Below are 20602 nucleotides of genomic sequence, written 5' to 3' on the forward strand. Positions count from 1 at the left end.
CCCATGCAACAAGACATCCTGATCAACTGGTCGCCCCAGGAAACCCGGGTGGCGGTGGTCGAGCACGGCGCGGTGCAGGAGCTTCACGTCGAACGCACCCTGGAACGCGGCCTGGTCGGCAATGTCTACCTGGGCAAGGTCGCCCGCGTGCTGCCCGGCATGCAGTCGGCCTTTATCGACATCGGCCTGGACCGCGCGGCCTTTCTGCACGTGGCCGACCTCATGAGCAGCATCAACAGCCGCCATGCCGACAGCGACGCCCAGGCCGGCGGAGGCCTCACATCGCCAGCCATGGCTTCGCTGCAGCCTATCGAAAAGCAGCTCTTTGAAGGCCAGGCGGTGATGGTGCAGGTCCTCAAGGACCCGATAGGCAGCAAGGGCGCGCGCCTGACGGCGCAGATCAGCATCGCCGGCCGCCTGCTGGTGTTCCTGCCGCAGGACAACCACATCGGCGTCTCGCAGAAAATACCACCCCGCCAGCGCGAGGAGCTGCGCCAGCGCGTGCAGGCCCTGGCCGGCGACATGGGCGGCGGCTTCATCCTGCGCACCAACGGCGAAGACGCGACGGACGCCGAACTGGCCGAGGACATCACCTACCTGCGCAAGACCTGGGCGCGCATCAAGGACGCCTCGCTGCGCATGCCGCCGGCCTCGGTGCTGCACCAGGACCTGAACCTGCTGCAGCGCGTGCTGCGCGACCTGGTGGTGGAGGGCACGCAGACCATACGCATAGACTCGCGCGAGCAGTTCGACAAGCTCAGGACCTTCGCCGCGGAATTCATGCCGGCCACCGAGCAGAAGCTGCAGCACTACGGCGGCGAGCGGCCGATCTTCGACCTCTTCAACATCGACGAGGAAATCGCCAAGGCCCTGGGCCGGCGTGTGGACCTCAAGTCGGGCGGCTACCTGATCATCGACCAGACCGAGGCGCTGACCACGGTGGACGTGAACACCGGCGGTTTTGTCGGCGCGCGCAATTTCGACGACACGATCTTCAAGACCAACCTGGAAGCCTCGCAGGCCATTGCGCGCCAGCTCAGGCTGCGCAACCTGGGCGGCATCGTGATCGTCGACTTCATCGACATGATCAAGGAGAACCACCGCGAGGCGGTGCTGGCCGAATTCCAGAAGCAGCTGGCGCGCGATCGCATCAAGACCACGGTCAACGGTTTTTCGGCGCTGGGCCTGCTGGAGATGACGCGCAAGCGCACGCGCGAATCGCTGGCGCACCAGCTCTGCGAGCCCTGCAGCGCCTGCATGGGCAAGGGCGTGGTCAAGACCGCGCGCAGCGTGACTTACGACATCCTGCGCGAAATCCTGCGCGAGGCGCGCCAGTTCAACCCGCGCGAATTCCGGGTGGTGGCCTCGCCCAAGGTGATAGAGCTTTTCCTCGACGAGGAAAGCCAGCACCTGGCCAGCCTCAGCGATTTCATCCGCAAGCCGATTTCCCTGCAGGCCGAGGCCGCGATGGCGCAGGAGCAATACGACATCGTCCTGCTCTGATTTTTTCTTTCTTCATGCCGACCCTGAACCGCCAACCCATTCCCATCCTGGTCTACCACCAGATCGCCGAGGCCCCGCCCAAGGGCAGCAGCCCGTTTCGCGGGCTCTATGTGGCGCCCGCGGCTTTCGCGCGGCAAATGGCCTGGCTCAAGCGCCTGGGCTACACGGGCCTGTCCATGGGCGGCCTGATGCCTTATTTGCGCGGCGAGCGCAGCGGCAAGGTGGTGGGCATCACCTTTGACGACGGCTACCGCAACAACCTGACCCATGCGCTGCCGGTGCTGGTGAAACACGGGTTTTCGTCCACCTGCTACGCGGTCGGCGGGCTGCTGGGCAGGACCAACATCTGGGACGAGCGAATCGGCATCCCCCAGACGCCGCTGATGGACGAGGGCGAGATCCGCCAGTGGGTGGCCGGCGGGCAGGAGATAGGCTCGCACACCCACAGCCACGCCAACCTGCTGGAAACCGACGAAGCAGGCTGTGTCGAGGAAATGGTGCTGGGCAAAAGCGGGCTGGAGGCCGTCACGGGCAGTGCGGTGGCGCATTTTTGCTATCCCTTCGGCCACTTTAATGCCGGCCATGTGGAAATGGCGCGGACGCTGGGCTTTGCCACTGCCACCACCACCCAGCGCAGCCGCTGCCATGAAGGCATGGACCTGCTGCGGTTGCCGCGGGTGCCGGTGCTGCGCTCCACCACCTTGCCGGTGTTCTGGCTCAAGGTCGCCACGGCCTACGAAGACCGCCGGAAAAAATGAGCCAGCCATTGCCCCGGAAACTGCGCATCGCCGTTTTCAACCGGACTTTCTCGCCGACGGGCGGCGGCGCGGAGCGTTATTCCATCGCCCTGGTCGAGCAGCTGTCGGACCGGCACGAAGTCCATGTGTTCGCGCAGGAAATCGACCACCAGTGGCCGGGCGTGACGTACCACAAGGTTTCGGCCCCGCTGCGCAAGCCGCGCTGGATCAACCAGCTGTGGTTCGCCACGGCCAGCTGGTGGGCGACGCGAAGCGGCTTCGACATCGTGCATTCCCACGAAAACACCTGGCATGGCGAGGTGCAGACGGTGCACGTGCTGCCCGTCAAGCACAGCTTGTTCCAGGGGCGCCGCGGTGTGCGCCGTGTCCTGCGCTGGATCAAGGTCGTGACCAGCCCGCGCCTGCTGGCCTACCTGGGGCTGGAGCGTGCGCGTTATGCGCCCCAGCCGGGCCGGCAGGTGGTGGTGACTTCCGAAAGCCTGCGTCCCATCATGGAGGCCGCCTACCCGGCCAGCCGTGCCGCGCTGTCGGTGGTGACGCCGGGCATCACGATGCCGCAGCTGCCCATCAGCGCTAGCCGCAAAAGCGAGGCGAGGGCCAAGCTGGGTTTGCCGGCCGCGGGCACCTGCCTGCTGTTTGTCGGCAACGATTACCGCAAGAAGGGCCTGGAGGGCCTGCTGCGGGCCCTGGCCCAGCTGCCGGGCGAGGTGGTGCTCGCGGTGGTGGGCAACCCGGCCCACATCGCGGAATTCCGCGCGATCGCCGATACGCTGAAGCTGGGCGCGCGTGTGGCCTTCCTGGGCGCGCTCAAGGACGTGGGCCCGGCCTACGAGGCGGCCGATGCCCTGGTGCATCCCACCTTCGAGGACACGTTTGCGATGGTGGTGCTGGAGGCCATGGCCCACGGCCTGCCGGTGGTGGTCAGCGGGGCCCGTTACTGCGGCATTGCCGGGCTGCTGGCGCAGGGCGCCAATGCGCTCTTGCTCGATGACCCGCGCGACGCGGGCGAGCTGGCGCGGGTGCTGGGGGACTTGCTGGGCCAGCCGGCGCTGCGGGAAAGCTTGTCGCGCGGCGCCGTGGCCTTTGCCGAGCGCTACCAGTGGCGCGAAATCGCGCTGCAGCAGGAGGCGCTGTATTTTTCAGCCGTCGCGGCCAAGGGTTCGCCGCGCTGAATGGCGTACGGCTTCAGGCGACGAGCTTGAAGTGCTTGCGGCTGAAGTCCAGCCCGGTCAGCGTCTCCACCTGGCGCATGAAGTGGTACTTGTTTTCCTTGGGCGTGGGTTTGTAGGCCGGGTCTATATTGAGCACCGGCTCGGCTTCCGTTGCCAGCCATTGCTTCACCGCCTCGGGGTGGGTGCCGGTGAAAGGGGCGAGGGCACGGCGGTCAAACTGGCTGTAGGTGATCTGCGCGGCCCGGGCTTCGCCCCAGTACTTGCTGACCTGGTCCAGTTTTTTCTGCATTTCCTCGTTGCGGCGTATCCAGCCGTAGTGGTAGATATGGGCGTTGGCCAGCGCGGCCTGCGGGTTGCGCCCGCGCTTGTGCCGGGTGGTGACCAGCCAGTACTGGCCGTCGGGCGCGTAGCTGCGTATGGTGTTGCGGATCAAACGGCATTCGCGGCGGTACCAGCCGGGGCTGATGGAGATCCAGTCGGGCGAGCCGTAAAAGTGGAGGTAGTCAAAGACCAGCGCCTCGACGGCCGGGTTGTTGTGATGGCGCTCGACGCTGGCGCGTATGGCGGCCAGTTCACCCTCATGCACGACTTCATCGCCTTCCAGGTAAAAAGCCCAGTCGCCGGTGCATGAGTACTGCGCGATCATTTTTTGCTGGGCATAGACAAAACCGCGGTCGGCCATGCGCTCGTTCCACAGGGTTTCGATGATGCGGATTTTCGGGTCCTGGATGGCCCTGACGCGCTCCAGCGTGTCGTCCTCGCCTTTGCCCACGGCCACGACGAATTCATCGACCAGGGGCAGCAGGGAGCGTATCGAGGCCTCAAAGGGAAAGCCCAGGCCCACGCCGTTGCGAATAAAGGTAAAGCCGCTGATGGAGACTGGCATCGATAGGATTCCGTTGTTCTAGGCTGCGCCCTGGAAGCCCAGGCGGTAAAGGTGGGCGTAGGCGCCGTTATTCTGGAGCAGCTCGGCATGGCTGCCCTGCTCGACGATGCGGCCGGCGTTCATCATGATGATGCGGTCGGCGTGCTGGATGGTGGACAGCCGGTGGGCGATGATCAGCGAGGTGCGGCCCGCGGCCAGCCGCTGTATGGCCTCCTGCACGGCTTTTTCCGATTCGGTGTCCAGGGCCGAGGTGGCTTCGTCGAGGATCAGCACGGGCGCGTCCTTGTACAGCGCCCGGGCAATCGCCAGGCGCTGGCGCTGGCCGCCGGACAGCTGCATGGCGTTGTGGCCCAGCACCGTGTCTATGCCTTGCGGCAATTCCTCGAGCAGCTGGCCCAGGTTGGCCGCGGCCAGGCAGCGCACAACTTTGTCGCGGTCAAAGGACTGGCCCAGCGCGACGTTGAAGGCCATGCTGTTGTTGAACATGACGACATGCTGGCTCACGAAGGCGAACTGCGAGCGCAGGGATGCCAGGTTCCAGTCCCGCAGCTCGGTGCCGTCCAGCCTGATGCTGCCGGCGCTGTAGTCGACAAAGCGCGGCAGCAGGCTGGCCAGGGTGGTCTTGCCGGAGCCGGATGATCCCACCAGGGCCACGGTTTCGCCGGCGCGTATCGAGAGGCTCACCTGGTCCAGCGCCGGCGGCGCATCCGGCTTGTAGACCACGCTCACGCCGGACAATTCGATGTCCCCGGCGGCCCTGGCCTGGGCGAAGCCGCCGCTGCTTTCGTCCTCGACCAGGTCGACCAGGTCCAGCCCGCGCTCCAGCGCCGCCAGGCCGCGCGTGATGGGCGTGGCGCCGTCGGACAGGCTTTTGATGGGGGCGATCAGCAGCAGCATGGCCGTCACAAAGGCCACGAAGCCGCCCACCGTGGTGGTGTTTTCCGAGCCCTGGAGCAGGGCGATGGAGATGACCGCCGACAGGGCCATGGCGGCCAGCACCTGGGTGATGGCGCTCATGCCGGCATAGGCGACGGTGGATTTGATGGACAGGCGGCGCAGCGTGTTGCTCAGCGCCTCGAAGCGGGAAGCCTGGCCGGCCTGCGCGCCGTGCAGGCGCACGTCGCGGTGGGCCAGCACGTTTTCTTCCACGACGTAGGCCAGGTTGTCGGTGGCCACCTGGCTTTCGCGGGTCAGGCGGTACAGGCGCCGCGTCAGCAGCTGGATCACCAGCGCGACCGCCGGGAACAGCAGGGAGACGATGAGCATCAGCTTCCAGTTGAGGAACAGCAGGTAGGCCACCAGCGCCGCCAGCGTGAGCACGTCGCGCGCCAGCTTCATGACCGCGTTGATCATCATCGACGAGCCGTTGAACACCTCGTAGACCACGGTGTTGGCGAGAGCGCTGGAGGACTGGTCCGCGAACAGCGACAGGCGCGAACTCAGCAGCTTGCCGAACATGGCGCGGCGCAGCGACTGCAGGCCCTCGTTGGTGACCTTGGCCAGCGCGTACTGCGCCACAAAACCGGAGATGCCGCGCACGGCGAACAGCAGGATCAGGGTCACCGGCACCAGCCAGAGGTCCAGCGCGCCCTTCTGGAAGCCGCGGTCCAGCAGCGGCTTGAGCAGGGCCGGCACAAAGGGTTCGGTGGCCGAGCCGACGATGGTCGCGCCCACGGCCAGCGCCCAGCCCGTGCGCGAGCCGCTGAAGTAGGGCCAGACCCGCGCGAGGCGGCGCCACAGGCTCAGCCTGGCGGCCGCGGCGGGGGCTTGGGTATCGGTGGGAGAGCTCACGTTGCGTGTTGGGGTGGGGGCGGCACGGCGGGTTTGCTCAGTCCCAATGCCAGCAGCAGGCCGATCAGGACGCAGAAAAAATCGCCGATCAGGCCGTCGTAAAGGGTGGAATTGAACAGGCAGGCCACAGCCAGCGCCAGCAGGGCGGATTGCGCGGCCCGGGCGTGGGGTATTTCCATCTTCAGGGTGTCGCGCAGCACCGAGAGCATGAAGCCGGCGATCAGCAGCAGGCCGGGAACGCCGAGCTGCACGCCCCAGAGCAGGTATTCCTGGTGCGGGTTGCCGTTGGGTTCTATATCGCTGTGGGCCGGATTTTTCTGGCGCTCCATCCGGTTGTATTCGGTGCTCCAGCTGCCTATGCCCGCGCCCACAAGCGGCTTTTGAACGATAAGCTGGGCGGCGGTCCGCCAGAACGTCAGCCGCACGCCCGATGAAGTGTTGGTGTCCTGCTGCGGCGAATAGGCTTGCACTTCGGTCTTGAGCAGCGTGAGCCTTTCCCGCATCGTCGGGGAGCTCGCAAACAGCACCAGCATCAGCACAAAGGGCAGGGCCACCGCGGCGATGCGGTATTTTTTGGGAAGCTGCCACATGATGGCCAGGGACAGCAGGGTGACGCCGACCGCCTGGCCGCTGCGGCCGGCCAGCACGAAGAACACGTTGGCCAGGGAGGCCAGCGCCACCACGGTGGCGGCTTGCGGCCCGTAGCGGCCAGGCACCATGCCCCGCAAATGCCAGCACACCGCGGCGAATACGGCGCTCATGATGCCCTGGTCGAGGTAGCCGGAAAAGACGGTGTAGTGGCTCAGCGTCGTACGGGAACTGGCCCAGGCTACCGGCAGGTGGGCAAAAAGCAGCCACGAACTGGCCACCACCAGCAACTGTGCAAGCGCAAATGCGGCCAGGGCGCAGCTCGCCTCGCGGCGGTCCCGGATCAGGGCCATCATGGCGATGATGATGGCGAGTTTGCCGTACTTGGCGAGCGAGCCAAGGGCTTCCTTTTGCGGCGCGACCGTCCAGAGCAGGCTTAGCGCAAACGCCACCAGCACGAGCAGCACGGCCGCCGGCGTCCAGGTTTTTGTCAGGGAGGCACCGTTCTTCGGCAGATTCCTGGCGAGCAAGGGGAAGGCCAGGAAGCAGGCCAGCAAGAACAGCTTGGCGATGCTGATGATGGCGATGGACAACCCCACGGAAGCCGCCGCCAGGCAGATGATGGCGAGCCGGAAATTGATTGTTTTTGTTCGCAAAATGGTCTGGGGTTGCCGTAGGGGTTGCCCCGCATTATCGGCGATTCCGTTTCCGGCCAAGGCCTTGCATGCCGGGGGGCTCTGCTATGCTGTCAGCGCGTCAAGCGGGGCCGGTTTCACTGGCAAAATCCTGGGCGGTTTCCTTCTTCACCTCATTGCAAAGGCATTCGTTGGCAAGCTTGTCCGTCACAGTCATCACCCACAACGAGGCCCACAACATGGAGGCCTGCCTTCGCTCCGTGAGCTTCGCGGACCAGGTCGTGGTGCTCGATTCCGGCAGTACCGACAACACCGTGCAGATCGCCCGATCCCTGGGCGCCGAAGTCAGCGCCAGCCCTGACTGGCAGGGCTTCGGCATCCAGAAGAACCGGGCGCTGGCGCTGGCCACCTCGGACTGGGTGCTGTCCCTGGACGCCGACGAGCGGGTGACGCCCGAGCTGCAGCTGGAAATCCTGGCCTGCCTGCGGGCCCCGGCCTTCGATGTGTATTCCTTTCCCCGGCTCTCGAGCTATTGCGGGCAGTACATGCGCCATTCGGGCTGGTACCCGGACCGGGTCACCCGGCTGTTCCGCCGCACGGCGGCCCGCTTCAGCGAGGACCTGGTGCATGAAAAAGTGCTGGCCCAGGGGCCGGTCGGCCAGCTGCGCTCCGAGCTGCTGCACGAGAGTTTCCGCAACTTCGAGGCGGTCCTGGACAAGGCCAACCGCTATTCCACGGCGGGCGCGCAGAGCCTGCAGGGCAAGGGCAAAACAGCCTCGGTCGGCAAGGCCATAGGGCACGGCCTGTGGGCTTTCATACGCACCTACTTTCTGCGCCTGGGTTTCCTCGACGGCAGGATGGGCCTGGTGCTGGCCGTCTCCAACGCCGAGGGCACCTATTACCGCTACTTGAAGCTGTGGCTGCTGCAGCGGGGCGCCGGGGGAGCGCCGGGCGGGCGATGAAGATCAGCTTTATCGTCCTGACCTACAACCGCACGGATGCCTTGCTGGCCGTGTTGCGGTCGCTGGCTGCGCAGTGCGGTGAAGGCCATGAGGTGCTGGTGGCCGACGACGGCTCGCGGCCCGAACAGGTGCAGATGCTGCTCGAGCAATGCCCCGCGTTCAAGTGCCCGGCCCGCCACATCTGGCACCCCGACGTGGGTTTTACCGCGGCGCGGGCGCGCAACCTCGGGGCCAGCCAGGCCACGGGCGACTACCTGGTCTTTCTGGACGGCGACTGTGTGCCCAACAAGGCATTTGTGGCCGCGCACACGCGGCTTGCTGAAAAAGGCTGCTTTGTGAACGGCAGCCGGGTGCTTGTCAGCCAACGTCTGACAGAACGTGTAGTCAATGGCGCTATCGACCTGCCCAGCCGTCCTGTATGGTTCTGGCTGGGGGCACGGCTCTCGGGGGGCAGCAACAAATTATTGCACCTGCTCCCCTGGCCGCGGCGTTTATTCAGGGTAAAACCGGACTTTCACTGGCATGGCATACGCAGCTGCAACCTGGGCGTCTGGCGCGCGGACTTTGCCGATGTCAACGGATTTGATGAAACCTTCGAAGGCTGGGGGCACGAAGATGCCGACCTCGTGCTCAGGCTTCACCACCTGGGCATTCACCGCAAAAACGGTTTCATGGGCACCGAAGTCTTTCACCTCTGGCACCGCGAGAACCCGCGCGACCAGGAGTCCATCAACAAAAAAAGGGTGCTTGAGCGCATGAAAACCGATGTGGTCCTGGCCGACAAAGGGCTTCGTGAACTTGATTCTTCCCCCGGCGTCAAATCCACCGTCAAAATAACTCCCCTGAACGGATTCAACCCTTCCCTATGAGCATTGCACCTTTTCTACGCCGCCGCACCCTCGTCAGCCTGCTGGCGGCCGGCGCTTTCCCTGTCCTGCCGGCTTTGGCGCAATTTCGCGTCGAGGTGTCCGGTGTCGGCCTGACCCAATTGCCCATTGCCGTCGCCGCGTTTCGCGGGGACGCGCAGGCGCCGCAAAAAATCGGCGCCATCGTGCGGGCCGACCTCGAGCGCAGCGGCATGTTCCGCCCGGTCGACACCACCGGCGTCACCGCCGACGAGAACACCCGCCCGGACCTGACGGCCTGGCGGCAAAAGGGCGCGGACTCCATGGTCACGGGCAGCGTGAGCTTGCTGGCCGACGGCCGCTACGACGTGCGCCTGCGCCTGTGGGACATCGTGCGCGGCCAGGACCTGGGCGGGCAGAGCTACACCGTGGGCCCGGCCGACCTGCGCCTGTCGGCGCACCGCATCTCTGATTTTGTCTATGAAAAACTGACCGGTGAAAAGGGCATTTTCTCGACGCGCATCGCCTATGTGACCAAGGCGGCGCAAAAGTACAACCTCTGGGTGGCCGACTCCGACGGGGAGGGCGCGCAGTCGGCCCTGACCAGCCCGGAGCCCATCATCTCGCCGGCCTGGTCGCCCAACGGCGCGCAGCTGGCCTATGTGTCGTTTGAATCGCGCAAGCCGGTGATCTACGCCCACGACGTGGCCAGCGGCAAGCGGCGCCTGCTGGCCAACTTCCGCGGCTCCAACAGCGCGCCGGCCTGGTCGCCGGACGGCAAACAGCTGGTGGCGACGCTGAGCCGCGACGGCGGCTCGCAGCTCTACGCCATAGGCCTCAATGGCGGCGACCCCAAGCGGCTGACCCAGTCTTCCAGCATAGACACCGAGCCTGCTTTCTCGCCCGACGGGCGCTATATCTACTTCGTCAGCGACCGCGGCGGCGCGCCGCAGATCTACCGCATGAGCCCGAACGGCGGCAATGCCGAGCGCGTGACCTTTACCGGGAGCTACAACATCTCCCCCGCGATCAGCCCCGACGGGCGCTGGCTGGCCTACATCTCCCGGGTGGGTGGCGCCTTCAAGCTGCACGTCATGGAACTTGCGACGGGGACCGTCACTCCAATCACCGAAACTTCGGCCGACGAGAGCCCGAGCTTCGCGCCCAACAGCCGCCTGATCGTCTACGCGACCCACCAGCAGGGCAGGGAAGCGCTGATGACCACCACGCTGGACGGCAAGATCAAAGCCAAGCTGTCCGGTGCCAGCGGCGATATCCGGGAGCCCGATTGGGGACCCTTCCAGCGTTGATCCACAGCGCCAGGCAGGCGCTTCAAGCCACCGTTTTCGATCCGGCCCATTTTTATTTTTTGTAGAGGTACTTCATGAAACGCAGAATTTTTTCCATCATCTCCTCCCTGGTCCTGGCGGCCACGCTGACGGCCTGCGGCTCCGGCGTCAAGCTCAATGACGTTCCCGTCGAAGACCGCACGGGCCAGGCCACACAAGGCGACCCGTCGGGCGCCAGCGGCCGCGGTGTGCAGCCGGTGCAGGTGGAAGGCGCCGATGCGTCGCTCGCGGGCCCGGCCAATGTGGCCAAGGTCATCTACTTTGATTTCGACAGCTATGTGGTCAAGCCCGAGTTCCAGGGCGTGATCGAGGCCCATGCCAAGTACCTGACCGCCAACAAGGGCCGCAAGATGGCCATCGAAGGCCACACCGACGAGCGCGGCGGCCGCGAGTACAACCTGGCCCTGGGCCAGAAACGCGCCGAGGCCGTGCGCCGCGCGCTGGGCCTGCTGGGCGTGGCCGATGCGCAGGTCGAGGCCGTGAGCTTCGGCAAGGAAAAACCCGCGGTGCCGGGCACCGACGAGGAAGCCATGGCGAAGAACCGCCGCGCTGAACTGAGCTACCGCTAAGCCGGGTGCCGACCGTGAAGACCTTCCGGATCGCCGCGATCCTCGCGGCCGGCCTGCTGGCGTTCAACGCGCATGCGGGGCTGTTTGAAGACGACGAGGCTCGCCGGGCGATCCTCGATTTGCGCCAGAAAGTCGATGCGGCGCAAACCCGCACGGCCGAAGAGCTGCGCAGGACCACCGAGGACAATGCCCAGCTGCGCCGCAGCCTGCTGGACCTGTCCAACCAGATCGAAGCCTTGCGCAATGAACTCGCCACCATGCGCGGGCAGAACGAGAACCTCACGCGCAACCTGGCCGAGATGCAGCGCACCCAGAAGGACCTGACGACGGGTGTGGATGAGCGCCTGCGCAAGTTCGAGCCGGGCAAGGTCAACGTGGACGGCAAGGAGTTTGTCGCCGAGCCGGCCGAAAGGCAGGAGTTCGAAACCGCGCTGGCCACGCTGCGCAAGGGCGACTTTGCCGGCGCGCAGACTGGTTTCCTGGCTTTCCTCAAGCGCTATCCGCAGACCGGCTACCGGGCTTCGTCCCTGTTCTGGCTCGGCAATGCGCAGTACGCCCTGCGCAACTACCGTGATGCGGTGACCAATTTCCGCTCGCTGGTGACGGCTGAACCCGACCATACGCGCGCGCCGGAAGCCATGCTTTCGATGGCCAACTGCCAGGTGGAACTCAAGGACGTCAAGTCGGCCCGCAAGACGCTGGAAGACCTGGTCAAGGCCTATCCCCAGGCAGAAGCGGCTTCCGTCGCCAAGGAGCGGCTGGCCAAGCTGAAGTAGCGGGGCGCTTCAAAGGAGCCTATGTTCATTCCCCACTAAAATTGGGCGATGGACATCTCCGCACTCAACAGTCTCACGGCCCAGGTTCTCTGGGCCGGTTTCATTCTGGCCATGGTTTTTGGCGCGATTGCCCAGCGCACCCACTTCTGCACCATGGGCGCCGTCAGCGACATCGTGAACATGGGCGACTGGACGCGCATGCGCATGTGGGGCATGGCCATAGGCGTTGCGATGATCGGCTTCTTCACCATGGCAGCCGCCGGCGTCATAGACCCTGCCAAGACGCTTTACGCCTCCAACCGCTTTATCTGGCTCTCGGCCCTGGTGGGCGGCGCGATGTTCGGTTTCGGCATGGTGCTGGCTTCGGGCTGCGGCAGCAAGACCCTGGTGCGCATAGGCGGCGGCAGCCTCAAGTCCGTGGTGGTGTTTGCCGTGATGGGTATCGCGGCCTTCGCCACGCTCAAGGGCATCACCGCCGTGGTCCGCGTGGCCACCGTCGACAAGGTCGCGATTGATTTCACTGGCAATGCAACTCTCCCGAACTGGGTGGCCGGCGCCATCGGCATCACGCCGGCCGCGGCCGGCATAGGCCTGGCCATCCTCATCGGCCTGGGCCTGATCGTCTGGGCCCTGTTCAGCGAGGATTTCCGCCGCTTCGACAGCCTGCTCGCGGGCCTGGGCATAGGCGGCGTCATCGCTGCCATGTGGTGGGTCAGCGGGCACCTGGGCTATGTGGCCGAACACCCCGAGACCTTGCAGGAGGCTTTTCTGGCCACCAACTCGGGCCGGGCCGAGGCGCTGAGTTTTGTCTCGCCGGTGGCCTACACCGTGGACTGGCTGATGTTCTTCAGCGACAAGAGCAAGGTGCTCACGCTGGGCATTGTGTCGGTGTTCGGCGTGGTGGCGGGCTCGGCCATTTATGCGCTGCTGTCGCGCAGCTTCCGCTGGGAAGGCTTTCGCGACGCGGAAGACACGGCCAACCACCTGGTGGGCGCCACGCTGATGGGCGTGGGCGGTGTCTGCGCCATGGGCTGCACCGTGGGGCAGGGCCTGTCGGGCATCTCGACCCTGAGCTTCACGAGCTTTGTGGCGCTGGCGGCCATACTCGCGGGCTGCGTGGCGGGCTTGAAATACCAGATCTGGCGGCTTGAGCGCCAGGCCTGAGGCCCGCATAGCTTCACGGCCATGACTTCCCTGATCGAAGAACTCCCCGCCGACCTGGAGCGCCGCTTCGGCGGCCTGGCACGCCTTTACGGCGCGGCGGGCGCGCAGCGCATACGCCAGGCGCACATCGTGGTTGTGGGCCTGGGCGGCGTGGGCTCCTGGGCGGCCGAAGCCGCGGCCCGCAGCGGCGTGGCCCGGCTGACCCTGATAGACCTGGACCACATCGCCGAATCCAATATCAACCGCCAGGTCCATGCGCTGGACAGCACCCTGGGGCAGGCCAAGGTGCAGGCCATGCGTGAACGCATCGCGCAAATCCATCCGGGCTGCCGCGTCGACGGTATCGAGGAATTCGTCGACGCCGCCAACTGGCCGGGCATTCTGGGCCTCGAGGACGGGTTCGAGCGCAAGCAACTGGCCGTGATCGACGCCTGCGACCAGGTGAAAGCCAAGACCGCCATGGCCGCCTGGGCCATTGCCAACAAAGTCAACTTCGTCAGTGTGGGCGCGGCGGGCGGCAAGCGGCTGGCGCACCGCGTGGACATCGACGACCTGTCGCTGGTCACGCACGACCCCTTGCTGGCGCAACTGCGCTACCGCCTGCGCAAGGAGCACGGCGCGGCGCGCAAAGGCAAGATGGGCGTGGCCTGCGTGTTCAGCCGCGAGGCCGTGCTGCAGCCCGCCGCCGCGGCCCAAAGCGACGGCAGCCTGAACTGCCATGGTTATGGCTCTGTGGTCAGCGTGACCTCGACCTTCGGCCTGTGCGCGGCCGGCTGGGCACTCGACAAAATTGCCGCCTGAGTTTTTGCGGAGCGCTAAAAAACCACGCTATAATTCAAGGCTTTGCTGCTCTTGAAGTGGCAAATACCGGAATGTATCGCGAGGGAAACCCTGTGATATAACTCGGGACCATAGCTCAGTTGGTAGAGCAGCGGACTTTTAATCCGTTTGTCGTGGGTTCGACCCCCGCTGGTCCCACCAGAATTTCCGGGTTCTTAGCTCAGTTGGTAGAGCAGCGGACTCTTAATCCGTAGGTCGACAGTTCGAATCTGTCAGAACCCACCATATAACTCAAGGACTTAGCCGCAAGGCTAGGTCCTTTTGTCTTTCTGAACGTGACAAAAACGTGACCAGATTCCCCTCGGTTTCAGGCTTCAAGCGGACGATCCGCGTGGCAGCCGTAGCCAGGTGCTCCGTTCCATACTTCGCATAGCGGTCCACCATCTCCCTGGACTTCCAGCCGCCCAATTCCTTGAGCTCATCGCAAGACGTTCCCGCCTGACGATGCCATGAAGCCCACGTATGGCGCAGGTCATGAAACCGAAAATCCGAAATGCCGGCAGCCTCAAGCGCTGTATGCCAGGCAGAATTGGTAACCTGATAACGCATCGGTTCGCCCCGAAAGGTGAAACAGTGCGTCAGGCTCTTGCCAATCTGCTCCCTCAAGACTTCTTTAGCATCTTCATTCAACGGTACTCCCCGGGGCGTGCCATTCTTGGTTTTATTGAGCCAGGCGGTATGCCGGTTCAAATCCACCCGATTCCACTCCAGACCCGTTATCTCGGATGCGCGGCAGCCTGTTGCCAGGGCAAACCGTACCAGGGCCGCCAGATGGGGCGCACAGCAGCGAATCAATCGATCCGCCTCTTCACGCGTCAACCAGCGGTCCCGCTCGACTTCACCGGTCAGGAGCCTGATTTTCGGAAAGGTGTCGATCCACTGCCACTCATCGCGAGCCATCCGAAAAAGGCCGCGTATCGTGGACAGGTAGCGATTTACCGTAGCAGGCTTGTTACCCTTCTTGAGTTCCCCCTGAACGACGGCCCAAATCACATCACCATTGATTTGATTGAGCATCATCGACCCCAGGTAAGGATCAAGAGAGCGGCAAATCCGCTGCACATCCGAAAAACTTCTCAATGTCCGCTTCAGCTCGAGATACCGGACAACGGCCTCCTGCCAGCTACGTTGAGGCTTCAATCCAAAGTGGGTCTCCCGGTACACATCCAGCTTGAGTTTCGCTAGATACGCTTCGGCATCCTCTCTGATTTCAGTCCCAGCGCTTTGGCGTACTCTTTTGCCGTTGGGGAGCGTTGTATTAATCCACCAGAAACCGGAATCCGGCCTCCTGTAGACACCTTCATTACGGGCCATAAATTGTCCTTTCCGGCCCGCCTTCGCTCGTCCTTATAGTTATCGAGCCAGGCGTCGATGTCAAGCTTGTCGTAGACGCAGCGACGACCAAAGCGCACATGAGGGATAGCCAGTTCAGCCAGGAGTGTGACCCCGATCCCCAGGTAGGCCGCCGCTTGTTCCTTGCTGAGACAGCGCGCCGCAGGCAGCGGTAGCCCCGTCTCATCAGCCGTTTTATCCATGATGGCCGCCTCTTATTCACCGCGTGACGCCTTGCGGTAAGCCTTGACGCCCTCGGATTCTTCCGGCTCTTCCGGTTGCTCGCCTTGGAAGTTCACGCCTGCGTTGAAGAGCCTGGAACGAGCCGCGACCCGTTGAATCAGCAGCTCATCGACCTCCAGGCCTTGGTAATAGGCCTCCAATTCCTCTTGGACGGGGCGGGGGCCTTTGTGCGCCAGGTACTCCGCCGAGACCTTGACGTAAGCCATGGGCAACTTCTTGCCGGGCCGGGAGAACTGGATTCTGTAGGCGTTGTCGTCGAGGACGAAGGGGAAGAGGCCGGCGCCTTTGTCCTTGACCTCGAAGATGTGGTTCCCGGCCACGTACTGGGCTCTGGCTTGTTCCTCGAGATGCGGGGATTGGGCCTTGCCCTTGAGATCGATTAAGCGGGCCAGAACCTTGGGATGTAAGTCACCCGGGTAAGAGAGATACAGGCTATCAACAGCTAGGCGGAGCAGCTTAAAGCCATCCGGTAGCTTGTTATTGCTGTTATGGGGTGCTGTGTTACTAGGCGACGCACCCTGAAGACCTTCCGACCCGGATTCGGCGGGCGGTGCTTCGCATCCGTCCGGCGAATCCGGGTCGGCCTGTCTCAGAGTTTCCGGGGTAGTAGGGAGTTTGCCAAACTCGGCGTTGTCCGTGGACATGTTTTCATTCCTTTGCCGCGCCAGGCATGCCACATTGGCTTCCTGATACGGTTATCGATTGAAAACATGTCGGCCCTTTTGGGCGACCATCTCAAATAGCGATTTCAGATGGTCTTGAACTTGCGGAAGTTTTGGTAGTGCATTCGAAGGTTCTTCCGTGCCCCTGGAACGTCCTTGTAAACGTCGAGGGTGTGAACCATCAGCCGCTCAAGATCGTCATCCGATAAATCATTCAACTCTGACTCTCGCAAGACAGTGAAAGAAAACTTCATGCCCGCCAACCCCGCCCACTCTTTTTTGGAGGGACCGTTGAAAGCGTTGCTTAGCCGCCGGAAGAACGCTTTGTCGTTCCGCAATTCAGCTTTGGCGATGCAATCCGCAACAGTGGGGCAATTGACTACAGTTCGATCAACCTTGATGGCTTTGAATAGTGAGTCGAGGTCATTGTTGTCGCGGACCTCCTGGATCAGCGCGGAAAGGCTGCGGCCGTGCATGAGGACACTTTGCAGGGTGTGAGTGACAGATATGACCAAGCCCATGCCGTCCTGGACTTCCATATCGGGATGAAAATCACCCGGCAGGTCAGTACCGAAATCATCCAAGACGCGCTGTTGCGGATCAGGTGAAGCCGCGACCTCGCTTAGCCACCCAGTTAAGCCGAAGGCGTATATGGCGATTGCTAAGTGAACGACCAAAGGGAACTCATACACCCAGGCCCAGCTGTAGTCCTCCTTCAATACGTCATTCCATTTGGCGTCAGGTGTGTCCTGCATCAGCTGCCGTATCTCTTCCGCGGCGGCTTGAAACGTAGGTAGCTGATCGACAAAACCGCGAAACTGAGCGGGGGTGAGTTTTCCGTATGCTTTAGTCACGCTAAATTCATTAATGATGCACGTGCAGTCGGATTTACACTCGCGCTGAAGGGGACACAATAAGCATGCAACTCATTTCATTTCAGATTAAAAATTTTCGATCAATCATCGATACGGGGTGGGTGAACCTGTCAGTGGATAACGTGACTGCACTGGTAGGACAAAACGAGTCTGGCAAAACTGCTGTCTTGGAAGCCCTTGCGACGACATTCTCTAGCGAACATGCGAGCCGAGATGATTTCCGTCACGGAGCCGAGCCTCCATCAATCAGGCTAGCGACGAAATTTTCGACGGCCGAGATTGATCACGCAATTAGCAAGATTAAAGACGACAGTATTCGTCCTTTAGTTAAAGAGGTCATAAAGGACGGGGATCAAAAAATTGTATGGCGATTTGATGCGCAGAAAGATCCGTCCGAGCCCACGAAGGTGACGTCAGTTTTTGTAATCGAGCGCCCCGACGTTGCAACGGAACTCATAAACAAATTGATTGTCGCGTACGAAAGAAATTCGCATGTGCCCCACTTGCAGACGTCCGATGATGCCCCCGCCGAATCACAAACGGAATCGCCATCGGAGGTGATGGAAAAACAAAGCCAATTAGCTGCTACTCAACTTCGTAACGCACTTTTCGCTTTAGCCCCGAACATAGTATTGTTTGACGAGGAAACTGGGTTGCTTCCAGACAAGTTAGATATAACTGATGACTACGATCTACCGGAAGAGTCTGGTACACAAGCTGTTTGGAATTTTCTGAGTATCGCAAATGTTGATCTTAAAAATCTCGTCACAAGCGACAACAAGGATCGAGCAGGAATTCTGAAAACGGCGAATAAAAAAATCTCTGAAGACTTCTTGGAGTTCTGGAGTCAAGCCATTGGTGAAAAGGCTACGCTTCAACTGGAGTGCGGCATTCAACATCACCCTGCCACCCACGAAAAAGCAGGAAAGCCTTATCTTGAGTTCCTAATAACAGATGCTTCTGCCCCGCTATATCCTAAACAGCGCAGTCGCGGTACCCGTTGGTTCATCTCATTTTTTCTTCAGTTACGAGCCTCTTCAATAGAAAACGACAATCTCTTCTTTCTCCTAGATGAACCTGGCGCCAATCTACACGAAAAAGCGCAAGGTGACGTTCTAACGCTTCTAGAAAAAATCCGAGAATCTATTGGAGTAATTTATTCCACCCATAGCCCGCACTTGATGAACGACAAATACTTTCACCGCATTCTCGCGGTGGAACGTGATCCTGTATTGCCTGAGCATCCCACGCGAGTGATTGGCGCCCATGCACTCGGGGCCGCTTCGCGGGACACATTGAGTCCCATCTTTACGATGATGGGTGTCTCTCTCTCAAGACAAACTGCAATCAAGAAACACAATAACGTGATACTTGAGGAGCTCAGTAGTTATTACTATTTGCGGGCGTTCTGGATACTAGTAAAAAATACGCAAGAGGTACACTTTTTACCTGCAACCGGGACTCAAAATGTCAGCATGTTTGCACAGCTTTTTCTCGGGTGGGGTCTGGATTTTCTAGTTGTTTTGGACGACGAGCCGAGTGGGCAACGGGTATACAAGTCGCTCAAACGCGACCTTTTTCTTGACGATCCTGTATGGGCAGATCAGCGAATGCTGAAAGTCCCAGGCTGTGAAGGCATTGAGGACATTTTTGAACAACAAGATTACAAAAACCACGTTCTCTCCGCACCCGACGCGGTAATGGACTTGGCAAATGCAAAGTGGGCCAAAAAGAACGGTGCGGCCAAAGCGATACACGCTCTTAAGTTCCTTCATCGAGTTGAGCGCGGTGAAGTCCAACTTGTCGATCTCCAAGCGGCGACTCAGCAAAGGGTCGAGGCACTTGTAGATAGTATTACCTCAAGACTCAAAAATTACTGATAGATATTCATGACGTTCCGCTCCTGATCGGAGGGCCGCCACGGCATGATAGTGCGGTCGCACTGCTTTGTGAATGCCGAAACCCGCTTTCATGGGCGAATCGCCGCGTTCACTTCGACGCTCCGTACTCCTCCTCCGATTAGAGTAGATGTTTTTAGGACAGATCCCGTAGTATCTGAATTTTGTACTCATAGCCCCCGTCACCGAATGGGGCCTTCGGCGAATAATTCAAGGAAGCCCCTAATGACGACTCCAAAACTAACAATTGGACAAGCAATTGACCAACTGCTCGCTGCGCTGACACCACTTGAGAAACGCGAGCAGCAAACAGTAATTTCAACTGTCTGCTCCTTTCTCGCTTTGGATTCGCATGCGTCTTCCGCCAGTGGCACTAACTCGGCGACATTGCCGCAACCAGATCATTCGTCAATTGCTTCCTCTTCAAGCGAGAAGAGTAGGTCGCCTACGCATATGAGGCATGGAGTCGATATCCGTACGCTAAAGGAAGAAAAGCAACCGGATTCCGCACGGCAAATGGCATGTATTGTTGCGTACTACTTGTCGGAACTCTCGCCCGAGGACGAGCGTAAACAAACCATCACAACGGCAGATATTGAGCGCTATTTTAAACAGGCCAACTATAAGCTCCCAACCAAGTTGGAGCAGTTACTAATCGACTGCAAAGGATCCGGATACTTTGAAGCTGTAGCGCGCGGCGAATATAAGTTGACTAGGGTTGGCTATAACTTGGTAACTCACAGCATGCCCAAAAGCTCTAAGGCGCAGTGATGAGCAAAGTTGCTGCGCTACTTGGAAACGTAGAGCGAGTAGCGAGAGCAATCCGAGCTGCGCCAGGGCCTCAGATAAAGTCGCGTGGCACTAAAGCCGAACTTCACAAACTCGCTACTGACTATTTCGATAGCGTTCAAGCGATTGCCGCTCAATCCGAGAGCCTTTCCGAATCTCTCAATGCTATCTTTCACAGTATTCACGCTGCTTCAAGAAAGAGTTCGTCTACCACCCGTTGTTTAACTTTACTCAAAGAAGCAAAGCAAGGCTTGGTTGAATGCGAAGGCTTGGCCATATCGCAATCGTCAAAGTCTCAAGCCGGTCATCGCACGAGAGCAGATGACCTAATCATTTCCAGTCTCAACGAGATATGTCCAAGCGCCGCTCTTGCGTATCAACAAGCTCTTCTTGACTTTGATCAACCCGCTCGTCTTTCCTGGCGAGGGCCTGCGACGGATCTACGAGAGGCTCTACGCGAAACATTAGACATACTCGCCCCCGATAAGGAAATTGAAGGTATGCCAGGATATAAAGCAGAGCCGGACGCGAAGAGGCCCACGATGAAGCAGAAGGTTCGTTACATACTCAAAATTCGAGGGGTTCCATCCGGCGCAATTACAACGCCGGAGACAGCCGTAACCGGCATCGAGGAAATTATTGGTGGACTCACACGCTCCGTCTATAACAGATCAAGTGTTTCTACTCATACAGCAACAGACAGATCAGAGGTCGTCCGCGTTCACGCGTGGGTGCGAATGGTGCTGTGTGAGCTATTGGAAGTCCCGCTTTAACAGGTAGCCCCGATCTTAAGCCTGGACTGTTAGTTGCCCCTATCGTGGACTCAGGGAGATCCTTGCCCCATTTTGATGGCGACTTTAATCTTGACTGATAGAAGACGTGACAGTATTGGCGAGTTCTGACGAAACGTGACGAGCGAAGGCGAGCATAAGTCATTGATATATAAGGGTTTATCTCACTCTTAA

General features: G+C 61.0%; 19 protein-coding genes and 2 tRNA genes. 15 read left to right on the forward strand and 6 right to left on the reverse strand.

Translation table 11 applies throughout. The features are described from left to right. Window positions 1–3 precede the first annotated feature (3 nt). From rng to AC1D09_RS09950, 3 genes are read left to right on the forward strand one after another with little or no spacing between them, the layout of a single operon-like run. A complete protein-coding gene (rng, locus tag AC1D09_RS09940) occupies window positions 4–1503 on the forward strand; it encodes a ribonuclease G (protein ID WP_477663677.1) in 1500 nt (499 codons plus the stop codon). Between the two features lie 14 nt (window positions 1504–1517). Further along, complete coding sequence (locus AC1D09_RS09945; protein WP_477663678.1) at window positions 1518–2261, forward strand: polysaccharide deacetylase family protein; 744 nt, start codon at window positions 1518–1520, stop codon at window positions 2259–2261. Continuing rightward, window positions 2258–3433, forward strand: coding sequence for a glycosyltransferase family 4 protein (locus AC1D09_RS09950; RefSeq protein WP_477663679.1), 1176 nt, complete (start codon window positions 2258–2260; stop codon window positions 3431–3433). Before AC1D09_RS09945 ends, AC1D09_RS09950 begins: the two co-directional genes overlap by 4 nt. A gap of 13 nt (window positions 3434–3446) precedes the next feature. Here AC1D09_RS09950 and AC1D09_RS09955 read toward each other — a convergent pair whose 3' ends face one another. From AC1D09_RS09955 to AC1D09_RS09965, 3 genes are read right to left on the reverse strand one after another with little or no spacing between them, the layout of a single operon-like run. Continuing rightward, window positions 3447–4319, reverse strand: a complete 873-nt coding sequence (locus AC1D09_RS09955) for a glycosyltransferase family protein (protein ID WP_477663680.1) — start codon at window positions 4317–4319, stop codon at window positions 3447–3449. Window positions 4320–4337: 18 nt separating this feature from the next. Then, window positions 4338–6110 carry a lipid A export permease/ATP-binding protein MsbA gene (gene msbA / locus AC1D09_RS09960; RefSeq protein WP_477663681.1) on the reverse strand — a complete coding sequence of 591 codons (1773 nt, stop codon included), beginning with the start codon at window positions 6108–6110 and terminating at the stop codon, window positions 4338–4340. Further along, on the reverse strand, window positions 6107–7354 hold the full coding sequence (locus AC1D09_RS09965) for an O-antigen ligase family protein (RefSeq protein WP_477701032.1): 1248 nt from the start codon (window positions 7352–7354) through the stop codon (window positions 6107–6109). The genes msbA and AC1D09_RS09965 overlap by 4 nt, the downstream gene beginning before the upstream one ends. A gap of 170 nt (window positions 7355–7524) precedes the next feature. On the opposite strand from AC1D09_RS09965, the gene AC1D09_RS09970 reads away from it, so the two are divergent. From AC1D09_RS09970 to AC1D09_RS10010, 9 genes are all read left to right on the forward strand, one after another. After that, window positions 7525–8295, forward strand: a complete 771-nt coding sequence (locus AC1D09_RS09970; protein WP_477663683.1) for a glycosyltransferase family 2 protein — start codon at window positions 7525–7527, stop codon at window positions 8293–8295. Beyond that, window positions 8292–9164, forward strand: a complete 873-nt coding sequence (locus AC1D09_RS09975; RefSeq protein WP_477663684.1) for a glycosyltransferase family 2 protein — start codon at window positions 8292–8294, stop codon at window positions 9162–9164. Before AC1D09_RS09970 ends, AC1D09_RS09975 begins: the two co-directional genes overlap by 4 nt. Further along, on the forward strand, window positions 9161–10450 hold the full coding sequence (tolB, locus tag AC1D09_RS09980; protein WP_477663685.1) for a Tol-Pal system beta propeller repeat protein TolB: 1290 nt from the start codon (window positions 9161–9163) through the stop codon (window positions 10448–10450). Before AC1D09_RS09975 ends, tolB begins: the two co-directional genes overlap by 4 nt. A gap of 74 nt (window positions 10451–10524) precedes the next feature. Continuing rightward, window positions 10525–11058, forward strand: coding sequence for a peptidoglycan-associated lipoprotein Pal (gene pal / locus AC1D09_RS09985; RefSeq protein ID WP_477663686.1), 534 nt, complete (start codon window positions 10525–10527; stop codon window positions 11056–11058). A 14-nt stretch (window positions 11059–11072) separates the two neighbouring features. Further along, entirely contained in the window at window positions 11073–11834 is a 762-nt protein-coding gene (gene ybgF / locus AC1D09_RS09990) for a tol-pal system protein YbgF (protein ID WP_477663687.1), read from the forward strand. 48 nt (window positions 11835–11882) lie between these two features. Beyond that, entirely contained in the window at window positions 11883–12998 is a 1116-nt protein-coding gene (locus tag AC1D09_RS09995; protein WP_477701033.1) for a YeeE/YedE family protein, read from the forward strand. Window positions 12999–13019: 21 nt separating this feature from the next. Further along, the gene (locus AC1D09_RS10000) at window positions 13020–13799 is read left to right on the forward strand and encodes a tRNA threonylcarbamoyladenosine dehydratase (RefSeq protein ID WP_477663689.1); all 780 of its coding nucleotides are present in this window, start codon (window positions 13020–13022) and stop codon (window positions 13797–13799) included. 104 nt (window positions 13800–13903) lie between these two features. Beyond that, window positions 13904–13979 (forward strand) — tRNA-Lys (locus AC1D09_RS10005). An 8-nt stretch (window positions 13980–13987) separates the two neighbouring features. Then, window positions 13988–14063, forward strand: a tRNA-Lys gene (locus tag AC1D09_RS10010). Window positions 14064–14069: 6 nt separating this feature from the next. On the opposite strand, the gene AC1D09_RS10015 is transcribed toward AC1D09_RS10010, so the two are convergent. The 3 genes from AC1D09_RS10015 to AC1D09_RS10025 all read right to left on the reverse strand — a co-directional run bounded on the left by AC1D09_RS10015 (window position 14070) and on the right by AC1D09_RS10025 (window position 16929). Then, window positions 14070–15152, reverse strand: a complete 1083-nt coding sequence (locus AC1D09_RS10015) for a tyrosine-type recombinase/integrase (RefSeq protein WP_477663690.1) — start codon at window positions 15150–15152, stop codon at window positions 14070–14072. Between the two features lie 233 nt (window positions 15153–15385). Continuing rightward, entirely contained in the window at window positions 15386–16057 is a 672-nt protein-coding gene (locus tag AC1D09_RS10020; protein ID WP_477663691.1) for a hypothetical protein, read from the reverse strand. 104 nt (window positions 16058–16161) lie between these two features. Beyond that, entirely contained in the window at window positions 16162–16929 is a 768-nt protein-coding gene (locus AC1D09_RS10025; RefSeq protein WP_477663692.1) for a hypothetical protein, read from the reverse strand. Window positions 16930–16994: 65 nt separating this feature from the next. On the opposite strand from AC1D09_RS10025, the gene AC1D09_RS10030 reads away from it, so the two are divergent. The 3 genes from AC1D09_RS10030 (at window position 16995) to AC1D09_RS10040 (ending at window position 20410) form a co-directional block, all read left to right on the forward strand. Continuing rightward, the gene (locus AC1D09_RS10030) at window positions 16995–18830 is read left to right on the forward strand and encodes an ATP-dependent nuclease (RefSeq protein WP_477701034.1); all 1836 of its coding nucleotides are present in this window, start codon (window positions 16995–16997) and stop codon (window positions 18828–18830) included. Window positions 18831–19073: 243 nt separating this feature from the next. Next, the gene (locus AC1D09_RS10035; protein WP_477664811.1) at window positions 19074–19619 is read left to right on the forward strand and encodes a hypothetical protein; all 546 of its coding nucleotides are present in this window, start codon (window positions 19074–19076) and stop codon (window positions 19617–19619) included. After that, a complete protein-coding gene (locus AC1D09_RS10040) occupies window positions 19619–20410 on the forward strand; it encodes a pPIWI-associating nuclease domain-containing protein (protein WP_477664812.1) in 792 nt (263 codons plus the stop codon). Before AC1D09_RS10035 ends, AC1D09_RS10040 begins: the two co-directional genes overlap by 1 nt. The last annotated feature ends 192 nt before the right edge of the window (window positions 20411–20602 follow it).

It is taken from the genome of Polaromonas sp. P1_A2 (assembly GCF_056406895.1).